General features: G+C 48.1%; 15 protein-coding genes. 13 read left to right on the forward strand and 2 right to left on the reverse strand.

Annotation, left to right across the window (positions count from 1 at the left end; translation table 11 throughout):
* The first annotated feature begins 28 nt into the window (after positions 1-28).
* The 8 genes from rng (at position 29) to L876_RS0112545 (ending at position 12,805) form a co-directional block, all read left to right on the forward strand.
* On the forward strand, positions 29-1,531 hold the full coding sequence (rng, locus tag L876_RS0112510; protein ID WP_037428633.1) for a ribonuclease G: 1,503 nt from the start codon (positions 29-31) through the stop codon (positions 1,529-1,531).
* Entirely contained in the window at positions 1,531-5,688 is a 4,158-nt protein-coding gene (locus tag L876_RS0112515) for a YhdP family protein (protein ID WP_028764123.1), read from the forward strand. The genes rng and L876_RS0112515 overlap by 1 nt, the downstream gene beginning before the upstream one ends.
* Entirely contained in the window at positions 5,612-6,454 is an 843-nt protein-coding gene (locus L876_RS0112520) for a carbon-nitrogen hydrolase family protein (RefSeq protein ID WP_028764124.1), read from the forward strand. Before L876_RS0112515 ends, L876_RS0112520 begins: the two co-directional genes overlap by 77 nt.
* 56 nt (positions 6,455-6,510) lie before the next feature.
* Complete coding sequence (gene tldD, locus L876_RS0112525) at positions 6,511-7,959, forward strand: metalloprotease TldD (RefSeq protein WP_028764125.1); 1,449 nt, start codon at positions 6,511-6,513, stop codon at positions 7,957-7,959.
* A 167-nt stretch (positions 7,960-8,126) separates the two neighbouring features.
* Positions 8,127-9,518 carry a TolC family protein gene (locus tag L876_RS0112530; RefSeq protein WP_028764126.1) on the forward strand — a complete coding sequence of 464 codons (1,392 nt, stop codon included), beginning with the start codon at positions 8,127-8,129 and terminating at the stop codon, positions 9,516-9,518.
* Between the two features lies 1 nt (position 9,519).
* Complete coding sequence (locus tag L876_RS0112535) at positions 9,520-10,491, forward strand: HlyD family secretion protein (RefSeq protein ID WP_028764127.1); 972 nt, start codon at positions 9,520-9,522, stop codon at positions 10,489-10,491.
* 12 nt (positions 10,492-10,503) lie between these two features.
* Positions 10,504-11,670 (forward strand): ABC transporter permease, encoded by a 1,167-nt coding sequence (locus L876_RS21695; protein WP_037428637.1) that lies wholly within the window; start codon positions 10,504-10,506, stop codon positions 11,668-11,670.
* Position 11,671: 1 nt separating this feature from the next.
* A complete protein-coding gene (locus L876_RS0112545) occupies positions 11,672-12,805 on the forward strand; it encodes an ABC transporter permease (protein ID WP_028764128.1) in 1,134 nt (377 codons plus the stop codon).
* A gap of 54 nt (positions 12,806-12,859) precedes the next feature.
* On the opposite strand, the gene L876_RS0112550 is transcribed toward L876_RS0112545, so the two are convergent.
* Together L876_RS0112550 and yjgA are read right to left on the reverse strand one after the other, a co-directional pair.
* Positions 12,860-15,385, reverse strand: coding sequence for an Ig-like domain-containing protein (locus L876_RS0112550; protein WP_028764129.1), 2,526 nt, complete (start codon positions 15,383-15,385; stop codon positions 12,860-12,862).
* Between the two features lie 64 nt (positions 15,386-15,449).
* Complete coding sequence (gene yjgA, locus L876_RS0112555) at positions 15,450-15,989, reverse strand: ribosome biogenesis factor YjgA (RefSeq protein ID WP_028764130.1); 540 nt, start codon at positions 15,987-15,989, stop codon at positions 15,450-15,452.
* A gap of 140 nt (positions 15,990-16,129) precedes the next feature.
* Here yjgA and pmbA point away from each other — a divergent pair, with 140 nt between their 5' ends.
* From pmbA to arsJ, 5 genes are all read left to right on the forward strand, one after another.
* Positions 16,130-17,470 (forward strand): metalloprotease PmbA, encoded by a 1,341-nt coding sequence (gene pmbA, locus L876_RS0112560; protein ID WP_028764131.1) that lies wholly within the window; start codon positions 16,130-16,132, stop codon positions 17,468-17,470.
* 152 nt (positions 17,471-17,622) lie between these two features.
* The gene (locus L876_RS0112565; RefSeq protein ID WP_028764132.1) at positions 17,623-17,964 is read left to right on the forward strand and encodes a metalloregulator ArsR/SmtB family transcription factor; all 342 of its coding nucleotides are present in this window, start codon (positions 17,623-17,625) and stop codon (positions 17,962-17,964) included.
* 46 nt (positions 17,965-18,010) lie between these two features.
* Entirely contained in the window at positions 18,011-19,048 is a 1,038-nt protein-coding gene (gene arsB, locus L876_RS0112570; RefSeq protein ID WP_028764133.1) for an ACR3 family arsenite efflux transporter, read from the forward strand.
* A gap of 47 nt (positions 19,049-19,095) precedes the next feature.
* The gene (locus tag L876_RS0112575; RefSeq protein ID WP_028764134.1) at positions 19,096-20,106 is read left to right on the forward strand and encodes an ArsJ-associated glyceraldehyde-3-phosphate dehydrogenase; all 1,011 of its coding nucleotides are present in this window, start codon (positions 19,096-19,098) and stop codon (positions 20,104-20,106) included.
* A 39-nt stretch (positions 20,107-20,145) separates the two neighbouring features.
* Positions 20,146-21,366, forward strand: a complete 1,221-nt coding sequence (gene arsJ, locus L876_RS0112580; RefSeq protein ID WP_028764135.1) for an organoarsenical effux MFS transporter ArsJ — start codon at positions 20,146-20,148, stop codon at positions 21,364-21,366.
* Positions 21,367-21,760 lie beyond the last annotated feature (394 nt).

The following is a 21,760-nucleotide window of genomic DNA, read 5'->3' on the forward strand; positions in this document are numbered from 1 at the left end:
CGCCCTAAAACAAATTAAGTGAGCAGCTATGAGTCACACCGTCAAAAACAGAGTACAGCGCAAGATTGGATCTGAATTATTGATCAATGTGACACCAACTGAGGCACGTGTTGCCTTAGTTGAGTATGGCATCTTGCAAGAGGTGCATATTGAGCGCCGGATGAAACGTGGCTTAGTGGGTAATATCTATAAGGGTAAAGTCAGCCGTGTACTCCCTGGAATGCAGGCTGCATTTGTGGATATTGGCTTAGATAAAGCCGCTTTTCTGCACGCCTCAGATATCGTGCCGCATACCGAATGTGTTGCCGATGTTGAAAAAGGTAATTTCGTGGTGCGTGATATTGGTGAGCTAGTTCGCCAAGGCCAAGACATTATGGTGCAGGTGGTAAAAGATCCATTGGGGACCAAAGGGGCTCGTTTAACCACTGACATCACCTTACCATCGCGTTATTTAGTTTTTATGCCCGGTTCAAGCCATATCGGTGTTTCACAACGTATTGAATCTGAAGAGGTGAGGGCGCGCCTTAAAGGTTTGACTCAACCCTTTGTCGATGAAGATGGCGGTTTTATTATTCGCACCGCGGCAGAAAATGCGGGTGAGCAAGAGTTGGTGCAAGATGCGGCATTTTTACGCCGAGTTTGGGCCAAAGTCAGTGAGCGTCGGAAACGTCCAGGTGTGGCCATTCTCTATCAAGACTTAGCATTGCCTGTCCGTATTGTGCGTGATTTTGTTGGCACTGAGCTGGATCAAATTCAGGTAGACTCGGGGCAGACTTTCGAAGAGTTGCTGCAGTTTACCCAAGAGTTTATGCCTGAGATCGCCGACAAGATTGAACATTATTCTGGCCGCGTGCCCATTTTTGATCTCTACGATGTAGAGAACGAGGTTCAGCGCGCGCTGGGACGCAAGGTGGAATTGAAATCGGGTGGCTATCTGATTATCGATCAAACAGAAGCCATGACCACGGTTGATATCAACACTGGTGCATTTGTTGGCCACCGCAATCTCGAAGAAACCATTTTTAATACTAACCTTGAAGCGACCCATGCTATCGCTCGTCAATTACGTCTACGTAATTTAGGCGGCATTATCATTATCGACTTTATTGATATGCTCAATGAAGATCATAAGAAGCGAGTGTTAGCAACACTGGAAGCGGCCTTAGCTAATGACAGAGTTAAGACCAATGTCAGTGGTTTTTCTGGGTTGGGCTTGGTCGAGATGACCCGTAAGCGTACCCGTGAAAGTCTAGAGCATGTGCTGTGTGGTGAGTGCCCTGCTTGCTTAGGTACAGGCAGTTTAAAGACGGTCGAAACTGTCTCCTATGAGATTTTCCGTGAGATAATTCGTTTAAACCGTGGCTATGATGCAGATGAGTTTTTAGTCTATTGCTCACCAGCAGTATACGGCAGTTTAACGGGTGAAGAGAGTCACTTATTGGCAGAGCTTGGTGCCTATATCGGTAAGCGAGTGCGTTTGCAAAACGAGCCAATGTACGCCCAAAACAAATTCGATGTGGTGATAATGTAGTGCCATGCCCATTTTGTCCTCGAACCCTCGGCCGCATTTGTTGGCAAGTTGTCGCTATTATTATGGTGGTCTTTGCCCTAGCTGTTAGCCTGTTTCGGGGGCTACTGCCTAAGCTTGATGATGTTAGAAATGAGTTAATTAACTACGTCGAGACACAGTATCAAGTGACGGTGCAATTGTCTGAGTTGTCAGCAGAGTGGCAAGCATTTGGGCCTGCTGTGACGGTCAATAATCTGGTATTACCGCCTCAAGAAAACCTGCCAGTTACCTTGATAGTTAAAAAGGTGCAAGTGAAGCTCGATTTTTGGGAAACCTTAATCACAGCGTCACCACAAATCGAGAATGTGATTTTTGAAGGGGTGCATGTCGCCTTGGATATCGACAAACTCAGCAGTGGCGATGCAAAGTCTGTGAGTACGAGCGAAGAAAGTAGTACTGATTGGGCTTATCAGTTGATGCTGGAGCAACTTGAGCGTTTTGCGATCACAGATGTCACGGTACAACTGCTCAGTAAACGCCATGAATATCGTCCTATCCATATTGAAAACCTGCGCTGGCGAAATCTCGGTAGCTCCCATCGCGCCCAAGGCCAGCTATTTTTAGACCAAGACGCCTCTGAAGTTGAACGCTTGTCATTAAGTGTCGACATTACGGGGAGCGGATATCGTCCTGATGAGTTGACGGGGCAAGTTTACCTCGCGGCAAAGTCACTCGATTTGGGCGAGTGGGCATCGCGTCAAGTGAACCCTTACAACAAAAAAACTAAGTTGCCTCTAGAGGGCGTGGTGAACTTAGAGGCGTGGTTTACGCTTGCTAATCGACAACTGGCTTCAGCCACAATCGCCTTTGAACCAAGCTGGCTACAGTGGAAGCTGAAAGATAAGCGTCAACGATTTGAAATCCAAGCGGGTCAAATCAACTGGTTGCCGAGCACAGACGGTTGGCAACTTTCGAGTTCAAATCTGGCGTTTGTCACCAATGATAAGCCTTGGCCTGAGCCAAGGCTGCTGGTCAGTAATACTGAGCAACATTTCAGTGTGCTAGTGAATCAGATTGATACCCGAGTCTTATTGCCGTTATTACCCTTAGTGCCGGGCATCGACCTTGAGGGGCTATACGCCTGGCAAGCGATGTCCCCCCAAGGAAAGCTAAATGATCTTCGTCTCGATTATGGTACAGATGCGCCGTTGCAGCTTACGCTATCGGCTCAGCAGATCACCTGGAATCCTTTCAATGGTATTCCTGGCAGCCAACCTATTGACCTTAAAATGGGCCTTAAAGGCAATGATCTCTACCTATGGGCAGATGCCCAGAATTACCTTATTGATTTCGACGATGGTTTCGAAGCCCCGATTGCATTAAAAGGTCAACCATTTTCGCTAAAGTACGCCCTCGATAGCGGCGAATTGGTTGCGCCCAAATTACAATTTGATAATCAAGACTTGAATATCGATGCCGCGCTTAAGATGCAGTTTAACGACAAGGTATTTTTAAGTCTCGCCGCCGATATCGACGTGAAAAATGCCGCCAATGCCAAATATTATTCCCCCAAACATGGCATGAGCACATCGCTAATTAGTTATTTAGAGGGCGCGATTAAAGCGGGGCAGAGTGACGACGCTAAAGTTGTTTGGCACGGTGCCTTAAGTGACTTTCCCTATCAAGATAATTCAGGTGTTTTTCAGGCTGGTTTTTCGTTAAGCCAAGCACAATATGAGTTTCAACCTGACTGGCCTGAAGTGACAGATTTAAGCCTAGTCGCGCTGTTTGAAAATGCGGCAATGGATATTTGGGTCGATAAGGGCCAACTATTGGATGTGGCTGCCGACGGTACCCATGTTGCGATTCCTGAAATGAGTGATACCAGTTTGTTGACGGTACGGGCAGACCTTCATACCAATGGTGATGCCGCTAAGACTGTGCTGCTGCGCTCGCCACTGGCTGACAGTGTCGGTGCCACCCTAAAGGTCGTTCAGGTACAAGGGGATGTAGAGGGTAAGCTCGACTTAGCCATCCCTCTGTATGAGGGCGGTCAAGAAGCGATCCGCGGCACAGTGCTATTTAAAGATACGCCAGTTTATATTAGTGAACCGGGCGTACAACTCGATGCCGTTAATGGCCAAGTCTATTTTGTGAATGAGGTTGTGACTGGCGAAGGGATAACGGCCAAGCTGTTTGAGCAACCTGTTTCGTTTAGTTTTGACACAGGTAATATCAATAAAAATTACGGCTTGAACCTCGACATGAACGGCTTATGGCAATTAGATCAATTACCGGCACTACTCGATAATCCACTTCAGAATTATTATCAAGGTAACTTAGCTTGGCAGGGGGCAATGACCCTGGTTTTCGATCAAATTGGCTATCGTATTCAAGCGCAAGTCAGCAGTGATTTAGACGGGGTGGAGTTAAGCTTGCCCGGTACATTTGCCAAAACGAGTGACAGCAAAAGACGACTTTCGATAGAGTTGATTGGCGATAATAAGCAGTCTTCACTTGGCGCTAAGCTGGGTGATCAGTTGGAGTTTTGGGGCGGGTTCGATGAGCTTTCTGGTGATAAACTGGCTCATTTCGATCTACTGCTTGGGCGACTGTTTAAACCGGGCGATGAGTTGCGTAGGCAAGAAGGTCATCTGTTGCTCGATCTTCCAGCAACCGAGTTTTCACCTTGGTTGCCAATCATTAAAGGCTTCACTGATGATATCGTCGTCAACACCCAAGAAGCTGACCAGAGCATAGCGACGCCACTAGCGCAGGATAGTGCTGTCATGTCTAGTGGTGATACTGAAGCATTTTTCCCTCCGCTGACCTTTATCAGCGGCTCAATTAAGCAGTTAAATTTATTTGGCCAGCCTTTTTCAGATCTAACATTAACAGCGCAGCCGAGTGAACATGGCTGGCGTTTCGAAGGGGCAGCGGATCAATTCGACGGGCGTGTGGATTTCTACCCAGACTGGTCATCACAAGGGTTAAAAGTGGTGGCAAAGCATTTCGATTTTGCGCCAGCAGTCAAAGCCCCTACTGAGGCTGAATTTTCTCACGATACCATACTGAGCAATCTGCCTCCGCTCGCGGTCGATGTCGATGAGTTTAGTGCCTATGGCCGCCAGTTGGGTCACCTAGTATTACAGGCTACTCCGATAGGTGGTGATTATAAAATTCAAACCGTTTCCATCAAGACGCCGGGAATTACGTTGCGTGGCAAAGGGGCCTGGTTAAATAGCAAGCAGGAGAATCGCACGGAATTTCAGTTAGATCTGCAAGCGACAAAGTTTGATGAGTTTTCTGAGCGTTTAGGTATCGATCCTGGTCTTAAAAATGCGCCGCTTGATATGCAAGCTGAAGTGGCTTGGACCGGGGCGCCTTATGCGTTTTCAATAGACACGCTCAATGGCCAAATTAGCTATAAACTGGGTAAAGGGCATCTGTCTGAGGTGAGCGATAAAGGGGCGCGGATCTTCTCGTTGTTTAGTCTAGATTCATTGCTGCGTAAGCTATCTTTAGACTTCTCCGATGTGTTCGGTAAGGGGCTTTATTTTAATTCGTTTACTGGCACACTTAATTTAGACAATGGTGTTGTGAAAACTACTGACTCAGAAATGGATGCTGTTGCTGGAAATATGCGTGTACGTGGTTATACCGATCTGACCACGGAGAGTTTAAATTATGATATCCGCTTTGTGCCACAACTGGCCTCAAGTGTACCAACAGTGGTTTTACTCAGCACGGGGGGGTGGACGTTAGGTCTAGGGGCATTTGCCTTGACTAAGGTGTTAGAACCCGTCATTGAAGTGATCTCAGAGATTCGCTTTAGGCTCACTGGCACCATGTCAGAGCCCAAACTTGAAGAGCTAGAGCGTAAAAGCAAAGAGATTGAGATCCCTGAATCAGTATTGCCACGAACAGCTATTCCAACTGATGGCATTGTGGAACCAAGCAGTAATGTTAACGATGCCGGGGTTGAGATTCCTGCACCCCAGTTAGAAACGCCCCCCGTGTTCAACGAGCTTGAGGAGCAAAAGCCAGAGCCCTCACAACCAGAAGGGACAGGCAACCAAGGCGAGCAAAAGGAGCAAGTTGATGCAGGTAAGCTTATTACAATGTCAAAGCAGTCGCGATGTCAGTCAAAACCTGAGTTTTATCAGCGAGCAGCTTAAACAGTTATCCAAAGCAGACGATGCTCCCCATCTGGTGGTGTTACCCGAATGCTGTTTACTATTTGGTGGCCATGAAAGTCAGCAATTAGCCCATGCAGGCAGCGATCAATCAAGCGTGTTAAAGGGGGCATTGGCCAACTTAGCGCGCACTTATGGGGTCTACCTCGTGGCAGGGACTATTCCGATTTTGGCTGATGACGGCCGTGTTTACAGTCGCAGTTACTTGTTTGATGACCAAGGCGATACATTAGGTCATTATGATAAGCTGCACCTGTTTGATGTTGATGTCGCCGATGGTACAGGCCAATATCGAGAAAGTGATACCTTTTGCCCCGGTGAGCGTATCACAGTTATCGATACGCCTTTCGGACGTATCGGTATGTCGATATGTTATGATCTTCGCTTTCCTGAACTATTCAGAGCGATGCGAGCCGCAGGTGCCGAAATTATTGTGTTACCCGCGGCCTTTACTAAGGTAACCGGTGTCGCTCACTGGATGCCATTGTTGCAAGCAAGAGCGATAGAGAATCAGTGTTTTGTGTTAGCGGCTGCACAATGGGGCCAACATAACCAAGGCAGTCGCGAAACATGGGGGCATAGCTGCATTGTTGGCCCTTGGGGCGAGGTGATTGCTGAGAAAGCAGAACAAGTAGGGTGGGTGAGTGCTAAGGTTGATGCCAAAGCTGTTGAGGCGATTAGGGCAAAAATGCCTGTAGCGCAACATAATCGCTTTAGTCTGCCGCAGTTAATCGCTAAGTGCGATTGAGCGTCAGCAATAAATAATAAAATCACTCGATAATACGAGCCAAAGAGAGAGTTTTAATGCCATTTTTAACGCAAGTCGAGCACAGCTTATTACAGGACGGTTTGTCATTGGATCAGCTGCAAGGTTACCTAAACAGTATCCATCAGCACCAGGTCGAATTTTCAGATCTCTATTTTCAAGGCAGTCGTCATGAATCCTGGGTGCTGGAAGATGGCATCGTTAAAGAGGGCAGCTTTCATATTGAACGTGGTGTCGGTGTTAGGGCGATATCCGGTGAGAAAACGGGTTTTGCCTACGCTGATGAGATAACGCCAGCGGCTTTAAGCGCCGCGGTAGAAGCGGCACGTGGAATTTCTGCTGTGGGCAGCAGCGCAAGCGTGCAAGCCTGGAAAACGCAAAAAATTAATCCGCTTTATCAAAGTGCCGACCCCATTGCGGCGATGGAAGAGGTGAAAAAGATTGAGCTGCTTAAGCAAGCTGATGCCTATATCCGCAGTTTAGACAGCCGCATTATTCAAGTTGTGATTAGTCTATCTGGCGTACACGAGGAGATTTTAGTGGCAGCTAGTGACGGCACTTTAGCTGCCGATATCCGCCCTTTAGTGCGGTTTAACTGTAGCGTGATTTTGGAGCAAGCGGGTAAACGTGAGCGCGGCGCCAGTGGTGGCGGTGGTCGTCATGACTATCAAGCTTTCTTTGAGACGGATGATGCAGGCTTACCTATGTGCTTTGACTTTGCCCGTGAAGCGGTGCGTCAGGCATCGGTCAATCTGACCGCTATTGATGCCCCAGCAGGTGAAATGCCAGTGGTACTCGGTGCTGGCTGGCCGGGTGTATTGCTGCATGAGGCTGTAGGTCATGGACTGGAAGGCGACTTTAACCGTAAGGGCAGTAGCGCGTTCAGTGGCCTAGTGGGTCAGCAAGTGGCGTCGAGCTTAGTCACAGTGGTTGATGATGGCACTATTGCCAATCGCCGTGGTTCGTTGAGTATTGATGATGAAGGCGTTGCGACCCAAAAAACTGTCTTGATTGAAAACGGCATTCTTAAGGGCTACATGCAAGACAAGCTTAATGCTGGCTTGATGGGCACACATTCTACCGGTAATGGCCGCCGCGAATCATACGCACATCTGCCGATGCCGCGTATGACCAACACTTATATGGAAGCTGGCGAATCGACGCCTGCAGAGATTATTAAGTCAGTCGAGAAAGGGATCTACGCGCCTAACTTTGGTGGTGGACAGGTTGATATCACATCGGGTAAGTTTGTATTCTCAGCGTCAGAGGCCTACCTAATTGAAAAAGGTGAAGTTACCCAAGCAATCAAAGGGGCGACTTTGATTGGTAATGGGCCTGAGGCCATGGGCCAAATTTCTATGGTTGGTAACGATTTGGCATTAGATAAGGGTGTCGGTGTCTGTGGTAAAGATGGCCAAAGTGTCCCTGTTGGTGTTGGGCAGCCTAGCTTGAAGTTGGACAGGTTAACTGTGGGTGGTACGGCTTAACTTGATAAAGGATTAACTTTGTCAGGTACTTAGCATCTAGATCTCTGTGGTGATGATAGTGTTCATTGCAGCGATCTAACCCCCACAATTGAAGGCCCAACTTCTCATCTCCACTAATGGGTGTTAACATTCGCCAAGGAAGTAGAGCATTCGCTCTAGAGGTGTTAATGAAATATTTACAAATCATTTTGCTATCGCTATTAGCGGTAAACATCAGCACAGCAGAAGCAAAAGAGATTGCTTTTAGCGATGCATGGCAACAGCTACTTAACGTTAGCGATAAGCTGCAAGCGAGTATGCAAGAGGTCAATCGTGCGCAGGCAGAAAAGCAGGCTGGAGACGATCTAAACCTACCTTCTATTTCAATTAATGGCAGTTATACGCGGTTAGAGAAACCGATTGAGCTGGACCTGCGCGATCTTAATCCGCTGGCAAGTCTGGACCCCGCAACTTTACCTCCCGCACTCGGTGGTGCCATTGGGGCGATTCCGGGTTCGCTGTTTGTAACGCCTTTTACTGAACAAGATATTTTTCGCTCTAGTTTACAGGCGATGTGGCCTATCTATACCGGCGGCCGTATCACCGCTGCACAAGGGATCCATGAAGCGCACGTGGCAGAAAAGGAGCAGCAACATCAACTGTCGACGCGAGATCTGTTTGTCCAACTCGTTGACCGCTACTATGCGGTAGCCGTCAGCGATGCACTAATGAACACCCGAGGTCAGTTGGTTGAAGCGCTCAAAGAACACGCTCAGCATGCGATGAAACTTGAAGAGCAAGGACAGATCGCTAAGGTTGAACGACTCAATGCGCAGGTGGCGTTAGAGAATGCCAAGGTTGATTATGCCAGTGCTCGCCGTCAATTGGAGATGAGTAAAATTGCGCTAGCACGCATGCTGCACGAGTCAGACATTAATACCGCTTCGCCTCTGTTTATTGTCAACAGTACACCATCTCTTGGTCAGCTTAATCAGCTTACCTTGTCGCATCATCCGGCACTTAAGTTACTCGAAGCCAAAGAGCACCAAGCTCAAGGGCTGATAGATGTCGAAAAGGGCAGCTATTACCCGACAGTTTTCCTCTACGGTAATTACACCTTGTATGAGGATGATAGCCTGTTTGCGAAGGTTGAACCTGATTGGATGGTGGGGGTAGGGGTTAAGATCCCGCTGCTGAGCCGCGATGGTCGCAGTGGTAAAGTTGAAGCGGCTAAAAGCGCGCTACTGCAAGCCCGCTATACCAAGGCGCAAACCCAACAAGATTTAAGTTTGCTATTAGATCAAAGCTATCGCCAACTTCTGCAGGCGCAGGAGGAGGCTGGGTCACTTAATTTATCGCTCGACTTGGCAATAGAGAATAAGCGTTTGCGCGATTTAGCCTTTAGCCAAGGGTTGTCAACCTCGATAGAAAAAGTCGATGCCGAACTCAAACTCAGCGCCGTTAAAACCCAGCAGTTAGCAGCGCAATATCGTTATGTTCAGGCTTATGCCAGATTGATGGCCGTGAGTGGTCAGTTAGATGAATTTATCGGTCGTTCACGCGGCGTCCAGGAGAGATAAGATGCGCACCAATAGAGTGTTAGCCATTGTGGCATTGATTGCGCTAGTGGCATTGCTAGCATACGGATTAAAGTTAGCCCACACCCCTAAGCCTGATAGGCTGCAAGGACAAATTGAAGCAAGGGAATATAATATCTCTTCAAAAGTGCCGGGCAGAGTAGAGCAAGTGCTCGTTCGTCGTGGTGACAGCGTAGAAGCAGGTGATCTATTGTTTGCTATCGATAGCCCCGAACTGAATGCCAAGTTGATGCAGGCCCAAGGTGGGCGCGATGCGGCTAAAGCTATGCAACAAGAGGCTGATAATGGTGCGCGCAAACAACAAGTGACAGCGTCAAAGGAGCAATGGCTTAAAGCTAAAGCCGCCGCTACGTTGGCTGAAACCACCTATAATCGTGTCGAAGCGCTGTTTGTCGAGGGCGTGCTAGCGCGCCAAAAGCGTGATGAAGCCTTTACCCAGTGGCAAGCGGCTAAATATACCGAGCAAGCAGCGCTTGCCATGTACCAGATGGCCGATGAAGGTGCTCGTGTCGAGACGAAAGCGGCCGCAGCCGGTAATGCGCGCATGGCTGAAGGGGCCGTGAATGAGGTCAGTGCTATTCTGGCCGACAGTCAAATGCGTTCGCCCAAATCGGGTGAAGTCAGTGAAGTCTTGCTGCAAAGTGGTGAGTTGGCCCCAAGTGGCTTCCCAGTCGTTAGCATTATCGATATGCAAGATGCTTGGGCTATTTTTCAGGTCAGAGAAGATCAGTTAAAGGCGTTTAAAGTGGGAGACACCGTCGAGGTTGAGATCCCTGCGCTGGGAGAAACCCATGGGTTTACCATTGCACATATTAGCGTGATGGGAAATTTCGCCACCTGGCGCTCCACCGAAAGTGGTCATGACTTTGATATGCGTACCTTTGAGATGGAGCTACGACCTACAGCGCCTATTGCAGATCTGCGAGTTGGCATGACGACCCTTTTGGTACGTTAACCATTGGCTTCCATGAAGCAATTAATCAAACGCGAGCTGCATGCACTGTGGCATGACCCATGGCAGCTTGCTTTGGTGAGCTATATTCCTTTGGTGGGCATTTTTGGTCTGTGGTGGCTCTTTAGTGCGGGCTTGCCACGCCAGCTGCCAGTTGCGATTGTGGACCAAGACCAGAGTCAAATTAGCCGGATGTTGGTGCGCCAACTCACAGCGAGTTCGGTGATCACCCCGATCCACTACCAAGATATCAATAGTGCCAAGGCGTCCATGGAAAAGGCGGAAACTTACGCCATGGTGGTGTTGCCGTTTCAACTTAATCGTGACCTACTGACCGGTCACCAGCCTAGTATCGATATTCGCTATAACAGCCAATATTTGCTGGTGGGCAAGTTATTGTCTAGTCAAATTCAGTTGAGTTTAGCCGATGGATTAAAAAGCAAGGCGTTGATCAAACAGTTGGCTGCGGGCGTGCCCATGGCGCAAGCTGAGGTGAACCTTAATCTGGTTAAAACCCAGATTAGCGCGCTATACAATGCCAACAGTAACTATGTTGTGTTTTTACTTCCGCCCGTGCTGATTGCACTCGGTCAGCTGCTTGCCATGTTAGTGTTTGCTAACTCACTTAATCGTGAATTAAGATTGAACACCCTACAAGAGTGGTTTGCTTTAGGTACACGCCGAGTATTATGGGCCAAAATACTGGTTTATACCCCGCTTATTGTGCTGCAAGGGCGACTGATTTTAACCTTGCTCTATCAGTATTTAGGTTTGCCATTAGCAGGTGAGTTTGGCCAACTGCTGCTGGCACAAATTGTGATGCTATTGGCGGTATGGCTGTTGGTCTTAACTATCTTTTTCTTGCTACAAGACAGCGCCAGAGTCGTCAGTTTTTGTACTGCGCTTTTTGCGCCAGCCTTTCCATTTATGGGGATCACTTTTCCAACGCAAGATATGCCGCAGCTGGCTCAGTGGTGGCGGCTATTAATGCCTTCTAGTCATTATATTGATACTCATGTTGGCGTGGTCAGTTATGGGCAGAGCTTTGCGACCTTTACTCAACAAGTGGTGAGCTATTGGGCTTATCTATTATTGATCCCTGTTATTGTATTTTTGGCGCGTAGAGTGAAACGAATGACAAACTCTATTACGGTGCAACCCAGCGGTAGTGAGGCGAGCTAGTATGAGTTTTTGGTCGTTAATGATGGCAGATCTCAAATCGATCGTGACCGACAAAGCGATTGCGATAACGCTGTTTGGTGGTGTGCTATTTTATTCAGTGCTCTATCCATTACCCTATCTCAATGAGGTTCCCACTAAGCAGCAAATTGTGGTGATTGACGGCGATCATACAAGCTTAAGTCGGCAGCTCATTCGCCATGCTGACGCAAGCCCTAAGCTTGATGTTGTAGGTCAGCTGACAACGATAGATCAGGCGCAGCAGTGGGTGGCATCGGGGAAAGCGCATGGCTTTATGGTGATCCCAGAGAACTTTAGGCGTGATTTGATCCGTCAAAAAGGGGTGACCTTAGCCTATGGGGGGGATGCCAACTATTTTCTGATCTATTCGGCTGTAGTCGAAGGACTCATGTCTGTAGGGATCGATGCCGGGAAATATGTGCAATTTAATGGGCTGCTTGCCAGGGGAAGTTCTGCCAAACAGGTTAAGCATGATTTAGACCCTATTAAGCTTAACAGTGTGCCAGCCTTCAACCCCAGCTTAGGTTATACCCCTTATGTGGTGCCTGGAGTATTGCTGTTGGTACTGCATCAAACCTTATTAATTGGTGCAGGCATTTTAGGTGCTGGGCAGTGGGGGAGAGCTGGCTATTGGCAGCAAGCATCGCCGCTAGAACTGATCTTGGCCCGGGTGACGGTATTTGCACTCATCTACAGCTTTTTCACCTGTTTTTATGTGGGGTTTTGTAACTATTGGTATGGGGTCAGTGTGCAGGCTGAACTCGCTCAGGTTTTGCTGTTTTTAGTGCCGTTTATTCTCTGTACGGCTGTCGCCGGCGTGGCGTTTAGTTGTTTGTTTACCCGTCGGGATCTGCCCACTCAAGTATTACTGCTGATCTCTATGCCTATTCTATTTGTGTCTGGATTTATTTGGCCGCTTGAGTTGATTCCATCGCCGCTAGTATGGCTTGGGCAGATTGTTCCCGCAGTGTCGACGATTCAGGGCATGTTACAGCTTAATCAGATGGGCGCGAGTTGGCCTAGTGTGGTGCATTTTTGGTGGCAACTTTGGGGCCTAGCATTGGTTTATTTTATGCTAGCCTTTATTGGTGTCCGCTATCGATTAAAAGCGCAGTAGATAACAAAAAGCCCGCAGTTAAGCGGGCTTTTTAATGGCAGGCGAATGTGTAACTTAGGTACCTGTTAGCTCAACATTGATGCTGACTTCAGTCTTGATCCCCTTAGGGGTGACCAACTCAATGCTCACGCTGCTGGTTTTTGACGACTCGCCAACACTTGTGGGGTCAATATCATTGGTGACATTAAAGCTTGTTGATGTACCGCCGTCACTGTTTAGATTCGGCACAGTATAAGGCCTATAGCTAAGTGTGCCTTCACTGGCCGTGATGTTAAGGTTTGAACCTGCTGGCAGAACCTGCTTGGCGCTATCAAATAGGGTGATGGCGAAGCTAGCACTTGCTCCTGCTGGGAGTGCACTAATCGGATTACTGATCCCTTGGCGTGTATCAAGAATCAGATTGCCATCCTGGCTGATAATAAAGTCTGCGGTTGAGCCCGACATTGTCATTACCAATGCTTTGCGGATATAGGTTTTGTTGGCCTGCTCCTTACCGCATAAACTGCCTTCACACTGTGGACCATTGAACAAGGTATCGCGTGCACCATAGGTGGTTTCTCCCTTGGTATTGAAGAATTTTTCCCCTTGGTCGTGGACAAAGTTTTCATTATCGTCACGGAAGGCATCAGGCAGATCACTAAAGCCACTAGGCATATAGTTTTCCCTATCCATACCGTTACCACTACAAGCGATTTCAGTGGCCCCTAATAAACAAGCATTAACGGCTGCTCCATCATCGAAGACATTGTTGCCATTGGTATCGAAGAAGGTCTCATGGCCTAAGGCATAAGCCAATACCGTAATGCGATGGTCGCTGACTCTAGGGCTCGCTGATGTCCAAGTGACAGCGCAACTGCCATTAGTCGTTAAGCAACTTGAGCCAATTTGCCCACCTTCGCTGGTAAAGTTGATGGTCGTGTCATCGGGAGCGGGGTTGCCGAAACTGTCAGAAGCATAGGCGGTAATTGTGACCGTTTCACCATTGTGATCGCCCGCTTCTGGGTTAGCCATTGAAGTGCTCAGAGAGAAGCCCAGTTGCTGGGGAAGGCCCGTGTTAACGGTTAATTGCTCTGACTGGCTGGTAATGGTTTCATTGGTGTCAGCATCGGTGGCCGACGCAACAACGCGCACTGGTGTCGGCACGGTTCCCGAAAGCACACGAATACTGGCAAGCCCCTGAGAATTAGTCAGGCTCTGGGCCGTTGCTTGGCCATTTGAGAAGCTTAGTCCGCCGACGACCGTATCTAAATCAAATTTGACGGTCTGTTGGCTGGTTGGCTGTCCATTAGCACTGGTGACTTTGAATGTGACCAATGACGATTCGCTACTGCCTGTGCCGCCTGCCCCCTTGATGCGGATGTTTGCTGGTTCGGCAGAGATAAAGCTTAGGCTAGCTAGTGTTTGCCTGGCCAACGTAAACGGTAGATTTGCACTGAGCGTTTGGTTACCCGCCAGCACTGAGGCAACGATAATATCATCGCGCTCACTGTTACCGCTGCAACTTGAGTCCTGGAACGTTGATGTGGCGCTGCCTGACAATGTAGTCACCGGCGAGTCTAAGCTGGCATTGTTGCTGCTAACACAGTCAGAGCTAAAGCTTACCGCCGTTGGGGTTTGTACGCGGGTGATGCTGCCGTCATCGGCTTGATTGACTATGGTTGCTGTGACACCGAAACTGCCGCCTGCGCTGATCACATATTGACCGTCAGTTGGCGTTAATGTGGTGGCAAGCGTGCCTTCGACAAAGCTACCACTGGCATCAAAATGGCCCAACTTTAGTGTGCCGTCCCCGCCAATGGCATCTGCTGGAAGTACTTCGTACAGGCTATTGTTTTGGTAGGTAACACCTTTATAGGTGATGCTTGTGTTGAGGCTTGCAGCGCCTAAATCTGTGCTGCTAGGGGTATAACTCACCTGAGCGATACCACTTGATTTAGTCAGTGCTGAATTGGGCGTTAAGGTGGCGCCGCCCGCCGTAAAGGTAACGATTTGCTGTGGGATACCTAGGTTGGCATTATCGACGAATTGTGCTTGAAGTTGCACTGTTTCGCCGACTTTTAACTGTGTGACGACAGACCCTGTTTTCAATATGCTGGCGTTGAGTTTTGGTGCCGCTTCACCAGGTGTGGTGCCGTCACTGATAAACTCATAGTTTTTGGTGCTGCTAAGGGGGTCTTGCTCGCCAGTGCTTGGTGTTAATGTGGCGGTAACAATACCTGCGCCAATGGTCGCAGCACTGTTACTGAGGATAACTTCGGCAAGACCATTACTTTGGGTTAGCTTAGTCGTTGGGGCTATTTCGCCATATGTGGCGCTGAAACTGACTAACTCACCACTGCTGTTGCTGCCACCTTGTGTGACATGGGCAACGACGCAGATACTACTGCTAGTAGCAAAACTCAATTCGTTTGTCGGTTCACTGCATTGGCCATTTTCAACAGTCTTATAGCTTAGTGATAAAGCAAAATCGCCTTGGTTACCGGCAGTGTCGGTACCCTCTGCCGCGCCGTTACAAGCACTTAGCGTCAAAGCGAAAACAAGGGTAAGACCGAAATTTAAACAGTTTTTTATTAGTCGCATAAGCAACATCCTTGTGAAACGAAATAATAGACTTGTGGACAGGGTGTAATAAAAAGCCGAGTGGTTACTCGGCAATCTCTGTTCGCAGATACTTAACCAGTTCAGTCGCCGACTTTGACGCTTCATCGGGTTTCTTGGTCAGCTCTTTATTGGTCTGCCTGACCAGTTGACGTAGCTTTTGGCGGTCGAGTTCAGGGTGCTGTTCAATGAGGGCCTGAATCGCATTGTCGCCACCGCTTAGCAGTGCGTCTTTGGTCTTTTCTGCCACATTGAGTTTTGAACTCTCATTGCGGTTTTGGTTTAGCACGTTTTTAAGATCGGCCTGCAAGGCTTCAATATCAACGTTACGCATGATCTTGCCAATATATTGCAAATGGCGGCGGTAGGCTTCGGTATTGATGCGAATGGTTTTCGCTTTCAGTACGTTGTCATAAAGTAATTCATCTAGCTCAAGCTTATTTATCTGACTCTTGCTCAGGGCAACCAACTGTTTACCGAGTTCTTGGTAAATCGCGATTTCTCGCTTGGTTTCAGCTCTGCTGACATATTCTTCATCATGATCGAAGGGCTGTTTAAAGTGTTCTGAGTCACCAACAATATTCATTTTCAAAAATCTCTAACAATAACTGCCTTAATAATACCATTTGATTGGAATAACGCCTATGAAGGACGTCAGTTATTTAATGTTAAAGCGCAGCGGGTTTGTTATGCTACGGCAATTATTGATAACAAAAGAGTAGATTTGTGCCTTCACCTAGCATTGAACTTGAACTGAATTCATTAAAAGACGCCGTATCGATGGCATTAGATTATGCCGCCAAGCTGGGCACATCAGGTGCTGAGGTTGCAATCAGTAAGCAGCAGGGATTATCGGTTTCGACTCGGTTAAAAGAGGTTGAAACGGTTGAGTTTAATAAAGATGGTGCGCTAGGTATTACCCTGTTTAGAGACGGGTGCAAAGGTAGCTCCTCAACTTCAGATTTAAGTCCAGAGGCCATTCGTCGTGCCGTAAAGGCAGCAGATGATATTGCTCGGTTTACCTCAGAAGACAGTTTTAATGGCTTAGCAGATGCGTCGTTGATGGCGACACATATTGAAGATCTTGAGCTTTACTATCCTCATGAGACAACGCCCCTAGCGCTTGAGTTGTTAGCCGCAGCCGCCGAAGAAGCAGCCTTGAGCAGTGATCCACGTATTAAGAATTCTGACGGTGCCAGTGCCAATGCGCACACAGGGATGAAAGTCTATGGTAATAGTCATGGTTTCTTGCATGGTTACTCTAGCTCTCGCTATAGCTTAAGCTGTGTTGTGATTGGTGAACAAGACGGAAACATGCAGCGAGATTATGATTACACGGTAGCCCGTAAGTTTAGCGACTTGTGGACACCTGAAGCTGTGGGTCTTAAGGCTGCACAAAAAACCTTAGGTCGCTTGGGTGGGCGTAAGATTGCCACCACCAAGTTGCCTATTTTGTTTGCCCCAGATGTGGCGACAGGCTTGATGGGGCATTTGGTCGGCGCCATTAGCGGTGGCAGCTTGTATCGTAAGTCGAGTTTCTTGCAAGATGCTATCGATACCCAAGTGTTTCCCGATTGGTTTACCATTGCCGAACAGCCTCATCTCAAAGGGGCATTAGCTAGCGCTTATTATGACAGCGAGGGTGTGGCAACTATCGATCGTAATATTATTGATAACGGTATCTTATCCACTTACCTATTAACCAGTTATTCGGCGCGCAAACTTGGGCTGACCAATACTGGTCATGCTGGCGGTATCTATAACTGGACGCTGGCTCATACAGGGCAAACCTTTGATGAATTAGTCAAACAGATGGGCACTGGACTGATTGTTACCGAAGTCATGGGGCAAGGCGTTAACGGCGTCACTGGCGATTACTCACGCGGTGCGGCTGGCTTCTATGTGGAAAACGGTGTGATTCAATATCCTGTTGAAGAGATCACAATTGCTGGCAATCTTAAAGATATGTATCGCAATATTGTGGCAGTGGCGAAAGACAGGGATCTACGTTCGTCCATTCGTACTGGTGGCATCTTACTCGATGAGATGAAAATCGCCGGCAGTTAATTGCCTTCAACATAAAAAAAGCGAGTACTTAGGTACTCGCTTTTTTTATGTCTGTCACTTTATCTTTTCGCTGGATGTTTACGGTATCACTGCTTGTATATATGGTTATCCATATATATACTTTTCCATATGTTATAGCGAGGGGATTGGCTATGGGTACACCCATTTTTAAAGCGTTGGCCGACGAAACGCGCCTGAAAAGCATACTGTTGATCCATGATCAGCAAGAGTTATGTGTATGTGAGCTGATGACGGCCCTGGATGAGAGTCAACCCAAAATCTCACGTCATTTAGCACAGCTCAAAAAAGTAGGTTTACTGAGTGACAGGCGTCAAGGTCAATGGGTATTTTACCGCATCAACCTAGATTTATGTGATTGGGAGTTGGCGGTGGTACAAGCGACAGCAAAGGGTAACCAAGGTTTAATCGCCGAGGGACAAGCGCGCCTGAACAAGATGGGCGATCGTCCTGAACGCGTAAAAGCGTGTTGTTAATGAGCTGTCGAGGCGAGTGAAAAGATAGCTGAGTAGGAGTGGGAAAATGGGATTGTTTGAACGTTGCTTAAGTGTGTGGGTAGGGCTTGCTATTGTCGTGGGCGTCCTTCTGGGAAATCAACTTCCAGAGCAGTTTGCCCTTATTGCGTCACTTGAATATGCCAAGGTGAATTTAGTCATTGCGTTGCTGATTTGGGTAATGATCTACCCCATGATGGTGCAGATAGATTTTACCGCGGTGAAAAATGTGGGCAAGCGCCCCAAAGGCTTACTGCTGACACTCGTGATTAACTGGTTAATTAAGCCCTTTACCATGGCCTTTTTAGGCTGGTTATTTTTTAAAGTGTTTTTTGCAACCTGGGTTGATCCGCAAACCGCCAGTGAATATATCGCTGGGATGATTTTACTTGGCGTAGCACCGTGTACGGCAATGGTATTTGTATGGAGCCAGTTAACTAAGGGGGATCCTAATTATACCTTAGTGCAAGTGTCGGTGAACGATCTCATCATGGTAGTAGCCTTCGCTCCAATCTGCGCATTTTTACTGGGTGTGAGTGATATTCAGGTGCCTTGGGAAACCTTGCTGTTGTCGGTATTGCTGTATGTGGTATTACCGTTGATCGCTGGCGTATTAACCCGTCAATTATTAAATCGACATGGCGATAGCCAAAGACTTAATGCGTTTGTGGGACAAATTAAGCCTTGGTCAATGATGGGGCTACTTGCCACTGTGGTGCTATTGTTTGGCTTACAGGCCGAGACGATTTTGGCTCAGCCGCAGAATATCGTCTTGATTGCTATTCCGCTGCTGATTCAGACCTATGGCATCTTTTTTATTGCCTACTTTGCGGCGCAAAAGCTCAAGGTGGAGCATGCGGTCGCAGCCCCCGCTTGTATGATTGCGACCTCTAACTTTTTTGAATTAGCCGTTGCCGTAGCCATTTCGCTATTTGGTTTACATTCGGGGGCGGCGTTGGCCACGGTCGTTGGAGTATTAGTTGAAGTCCCAGTGATGCTGTCGTTAGTGGCCTTTGTTAATTGGCGCCGCAGTCGCTATCAGCACACGATCGCCAACAATGGTTAATTCGAGCAAAAGCAAATTTTTGTTGCAAGCATACAGGAACTTAACGCATGACAATTAAAATAGGTATCAACGGTTTTGGCCGTATGGGGCGCTTAGCACTCCGCGCTGCGTGGCAGTGGGGTGATGTGGAGTTTGTGCAGATTAATGATCCAGCTGGTGATGCTGCCACCTTGGCGCATCTGCTGACGTTTGACTCTATCCATGGGCGCTGGGAGCATGAGGCGACAGCCGATGGTTCGGGCATTGTGGTTGGCGAACGGCGCATTGCAACCACGATGAATAAAACGATTGGCGAAACCGACTGGTCGGGATGCGATCTCGTGATTGAAGCATCGGGCGTGATGAAAACCAAGGCATTACTGCAAGCCTATTTAGATCAAGGCGTAAAGCGCGTGGTCGTTACAGCTCCTGTGAAGGAGGAGGGGGTGTTAAATATCGTTATGGGTGTGAACCAACATTTATACGATAAAGACAAATACCCTATTGTGACAGCCGCATCTTGCACCACCAACTGTTTAGCACCAGTGGTTAAAGTCTTGCATGAGCAGATAGGCATTAAGCATGGCTCAATGACGACAATCCATGACATCACCAACACCCAAACTATTTTGGATGCACCCCATAAAGATTTGCGCCGGGCGCGTGCATGTGGTCAGTCATTGATCCCCACGACTACCGGCTCTGCAACCGCAATTACACATATCTTCCCTGAACTAAAAGGCAAGTTAAACGGTCATGCAGTGCGAGTGCCGCTCGCCAATGCGTCTATCACAGACTGCGTGTTTGAGATGCAGCGTCCTGTCACCGAAGCTGAGGTAAATGGGCTGTTTAAACAGGCTGCTGAAGGTGAGCTTAAAGATATTTTAGGCTACGAAGAGCGCCCACTGGTGTCAGTAGATTATAAGACAGACCCGCGTTCAAGCATTGTGGATGCGCTATCGACCATGGTGGTCAATGATACCCAGCTTAAAGTTTATATTTGGTATGACAATGAGTGGGGCTATGCGAACCGCACCGCAGAACTTGCGAGAATGGTTGGTCGTTTAGATAAGGCTTAGCCGGTATTTTACATTGCCTAGACAGGGAAGTGATGATTGATGTTTGCCACGATGCGTACACTACCTACTGAGATACGACAATACCTTATTGTCACAGGTAACTATTGGGCATTTACCTTGACCGATGGTGCACTGCGGATGCTGGTGGTGCTGCACTTTCATCAACTTGGCTATTCACCGTTAGCCATTGCGATGCTATTTGTTTTTTACGAGTTTTTTGGAGTGGTCACTAACTTAGTTGGGGGGTATCTCGGTGCACGTTTAGGTCTCAATCTCACCATGAATATTGGCTTAGGTTTGCAAGTGGTGGCCTTGTTGATGTTATTGGTGCCTAGCGTTTGGCTTACCGTGCCATGGGTGATGGCCGCCCAAGCTGTATCTGGGATCGCTAAAGATCTCAACAAGATGAGTGCTAAAAGTAGCGTAAAAATGCTGGTGGCTAAGGGCGAAGAGGGCAGACTATACAAATATATTGCGGTGCTGACTGGCTCTAAAAATGCGTTAAAAGGCGCGGGGTTTTTCTTGGGTGGAGCACTGTTGGCTCTGATGGGGTTTCAGGGGGCGATTGTCTTGATGGCGACCCTATTAGCTGCCGTGTGGCTGATGAGTATAATCAAGCTAAAACAGGATTTAGGTAAAGCGAAGAATAAGCCTAAGTTTAGTGAGCTGTTTTCTAAAAGCCGTGCCATTAACATCTTATCAGCAGCGCGTATGTGCCTGTTTGCCGCGCGTGATGTGTGGTTTGTTGTGGCACTACCTGTATACCTTGCCAGTCAGTTTGGCTGGGATCATACAGCGGTCGGTGGGTTTCTAGCATTATGGGTGATAGGGTATGGTGCGGTGCAGAGTGTGGCGCCTCGCATTACCAGGAGCCAATCTGCTTCAGCCCCGGATGGCCGCGCTGCGTTGTTGTGGGCTTGCTTATTGACCTTTATTCCTGCTGTCATCGCACTCATTATGGCTGCAGATTATTCGCCGTCTTATTCTCAAGGTGCGCTGCTATTAGGCTTGTTGCTTTTTGGTGGCGTGTTTGCGGTGAACTCTTCGTTGCACAGTTACCTTATTGTGAGTTATGCCAGCGACGATGGCGTATCACTCGATGTCGGCTTTTATTACATGGCTAATGCCATGGGGCGCCTGCTCGGCACTCTTCTATCTGGTTGGGTGTATCAGCAGTTTGGGTTGATTGCTTGTCTGTGGATCTCTACGTTGCTGCTTGGCATCACGGCTGTGATCAGTGTGTGGCTGCCTAGGCGATAACCTGAGCATCAAGAGTCAGTCTTTTTAGTTGGCAGAGTAACGGCTAGCTCCCTCTTTTTAGGAAGTTGTGTTTGAGGTCGACTCTTTATCGTTACTGAATGCTTGGTGTAGATGACGCGCATATATGCTGGGGCATATCAGGGGCATCCTCGGTCTGCCGCCAAGGGGGATAAATCACGCCTACACTCAGTCATACCATCTCTTCGATTGGGTTTTATTTTGTGTCAGCATTAAGTTCAACGCTCACTTGGTTTGGCACCAAAGTGGGTTGGCCGTGGAATGAAGGGATGGCATTTTTGGGATTAGCCTTAGTTGCGTTTGGCCGCATCTAATTTGTTAAGTGTTGTTTGAAGGTCATACCTTCAATGGGAGTTAATTGCCTGCGGCAGGCTCA

Origin of the sequence: Shewanella colwelliana ATCC 39565 (assembly GCF_000518705.1) — a bacterium.
GTDB classification, from domain to species: domain Bacteria; phylum Pseudomonadota; class Gammaproteobacteria; order Enterobacterales; family Shewanellaceae; genus Shewanella; species Shewanella colwelliana.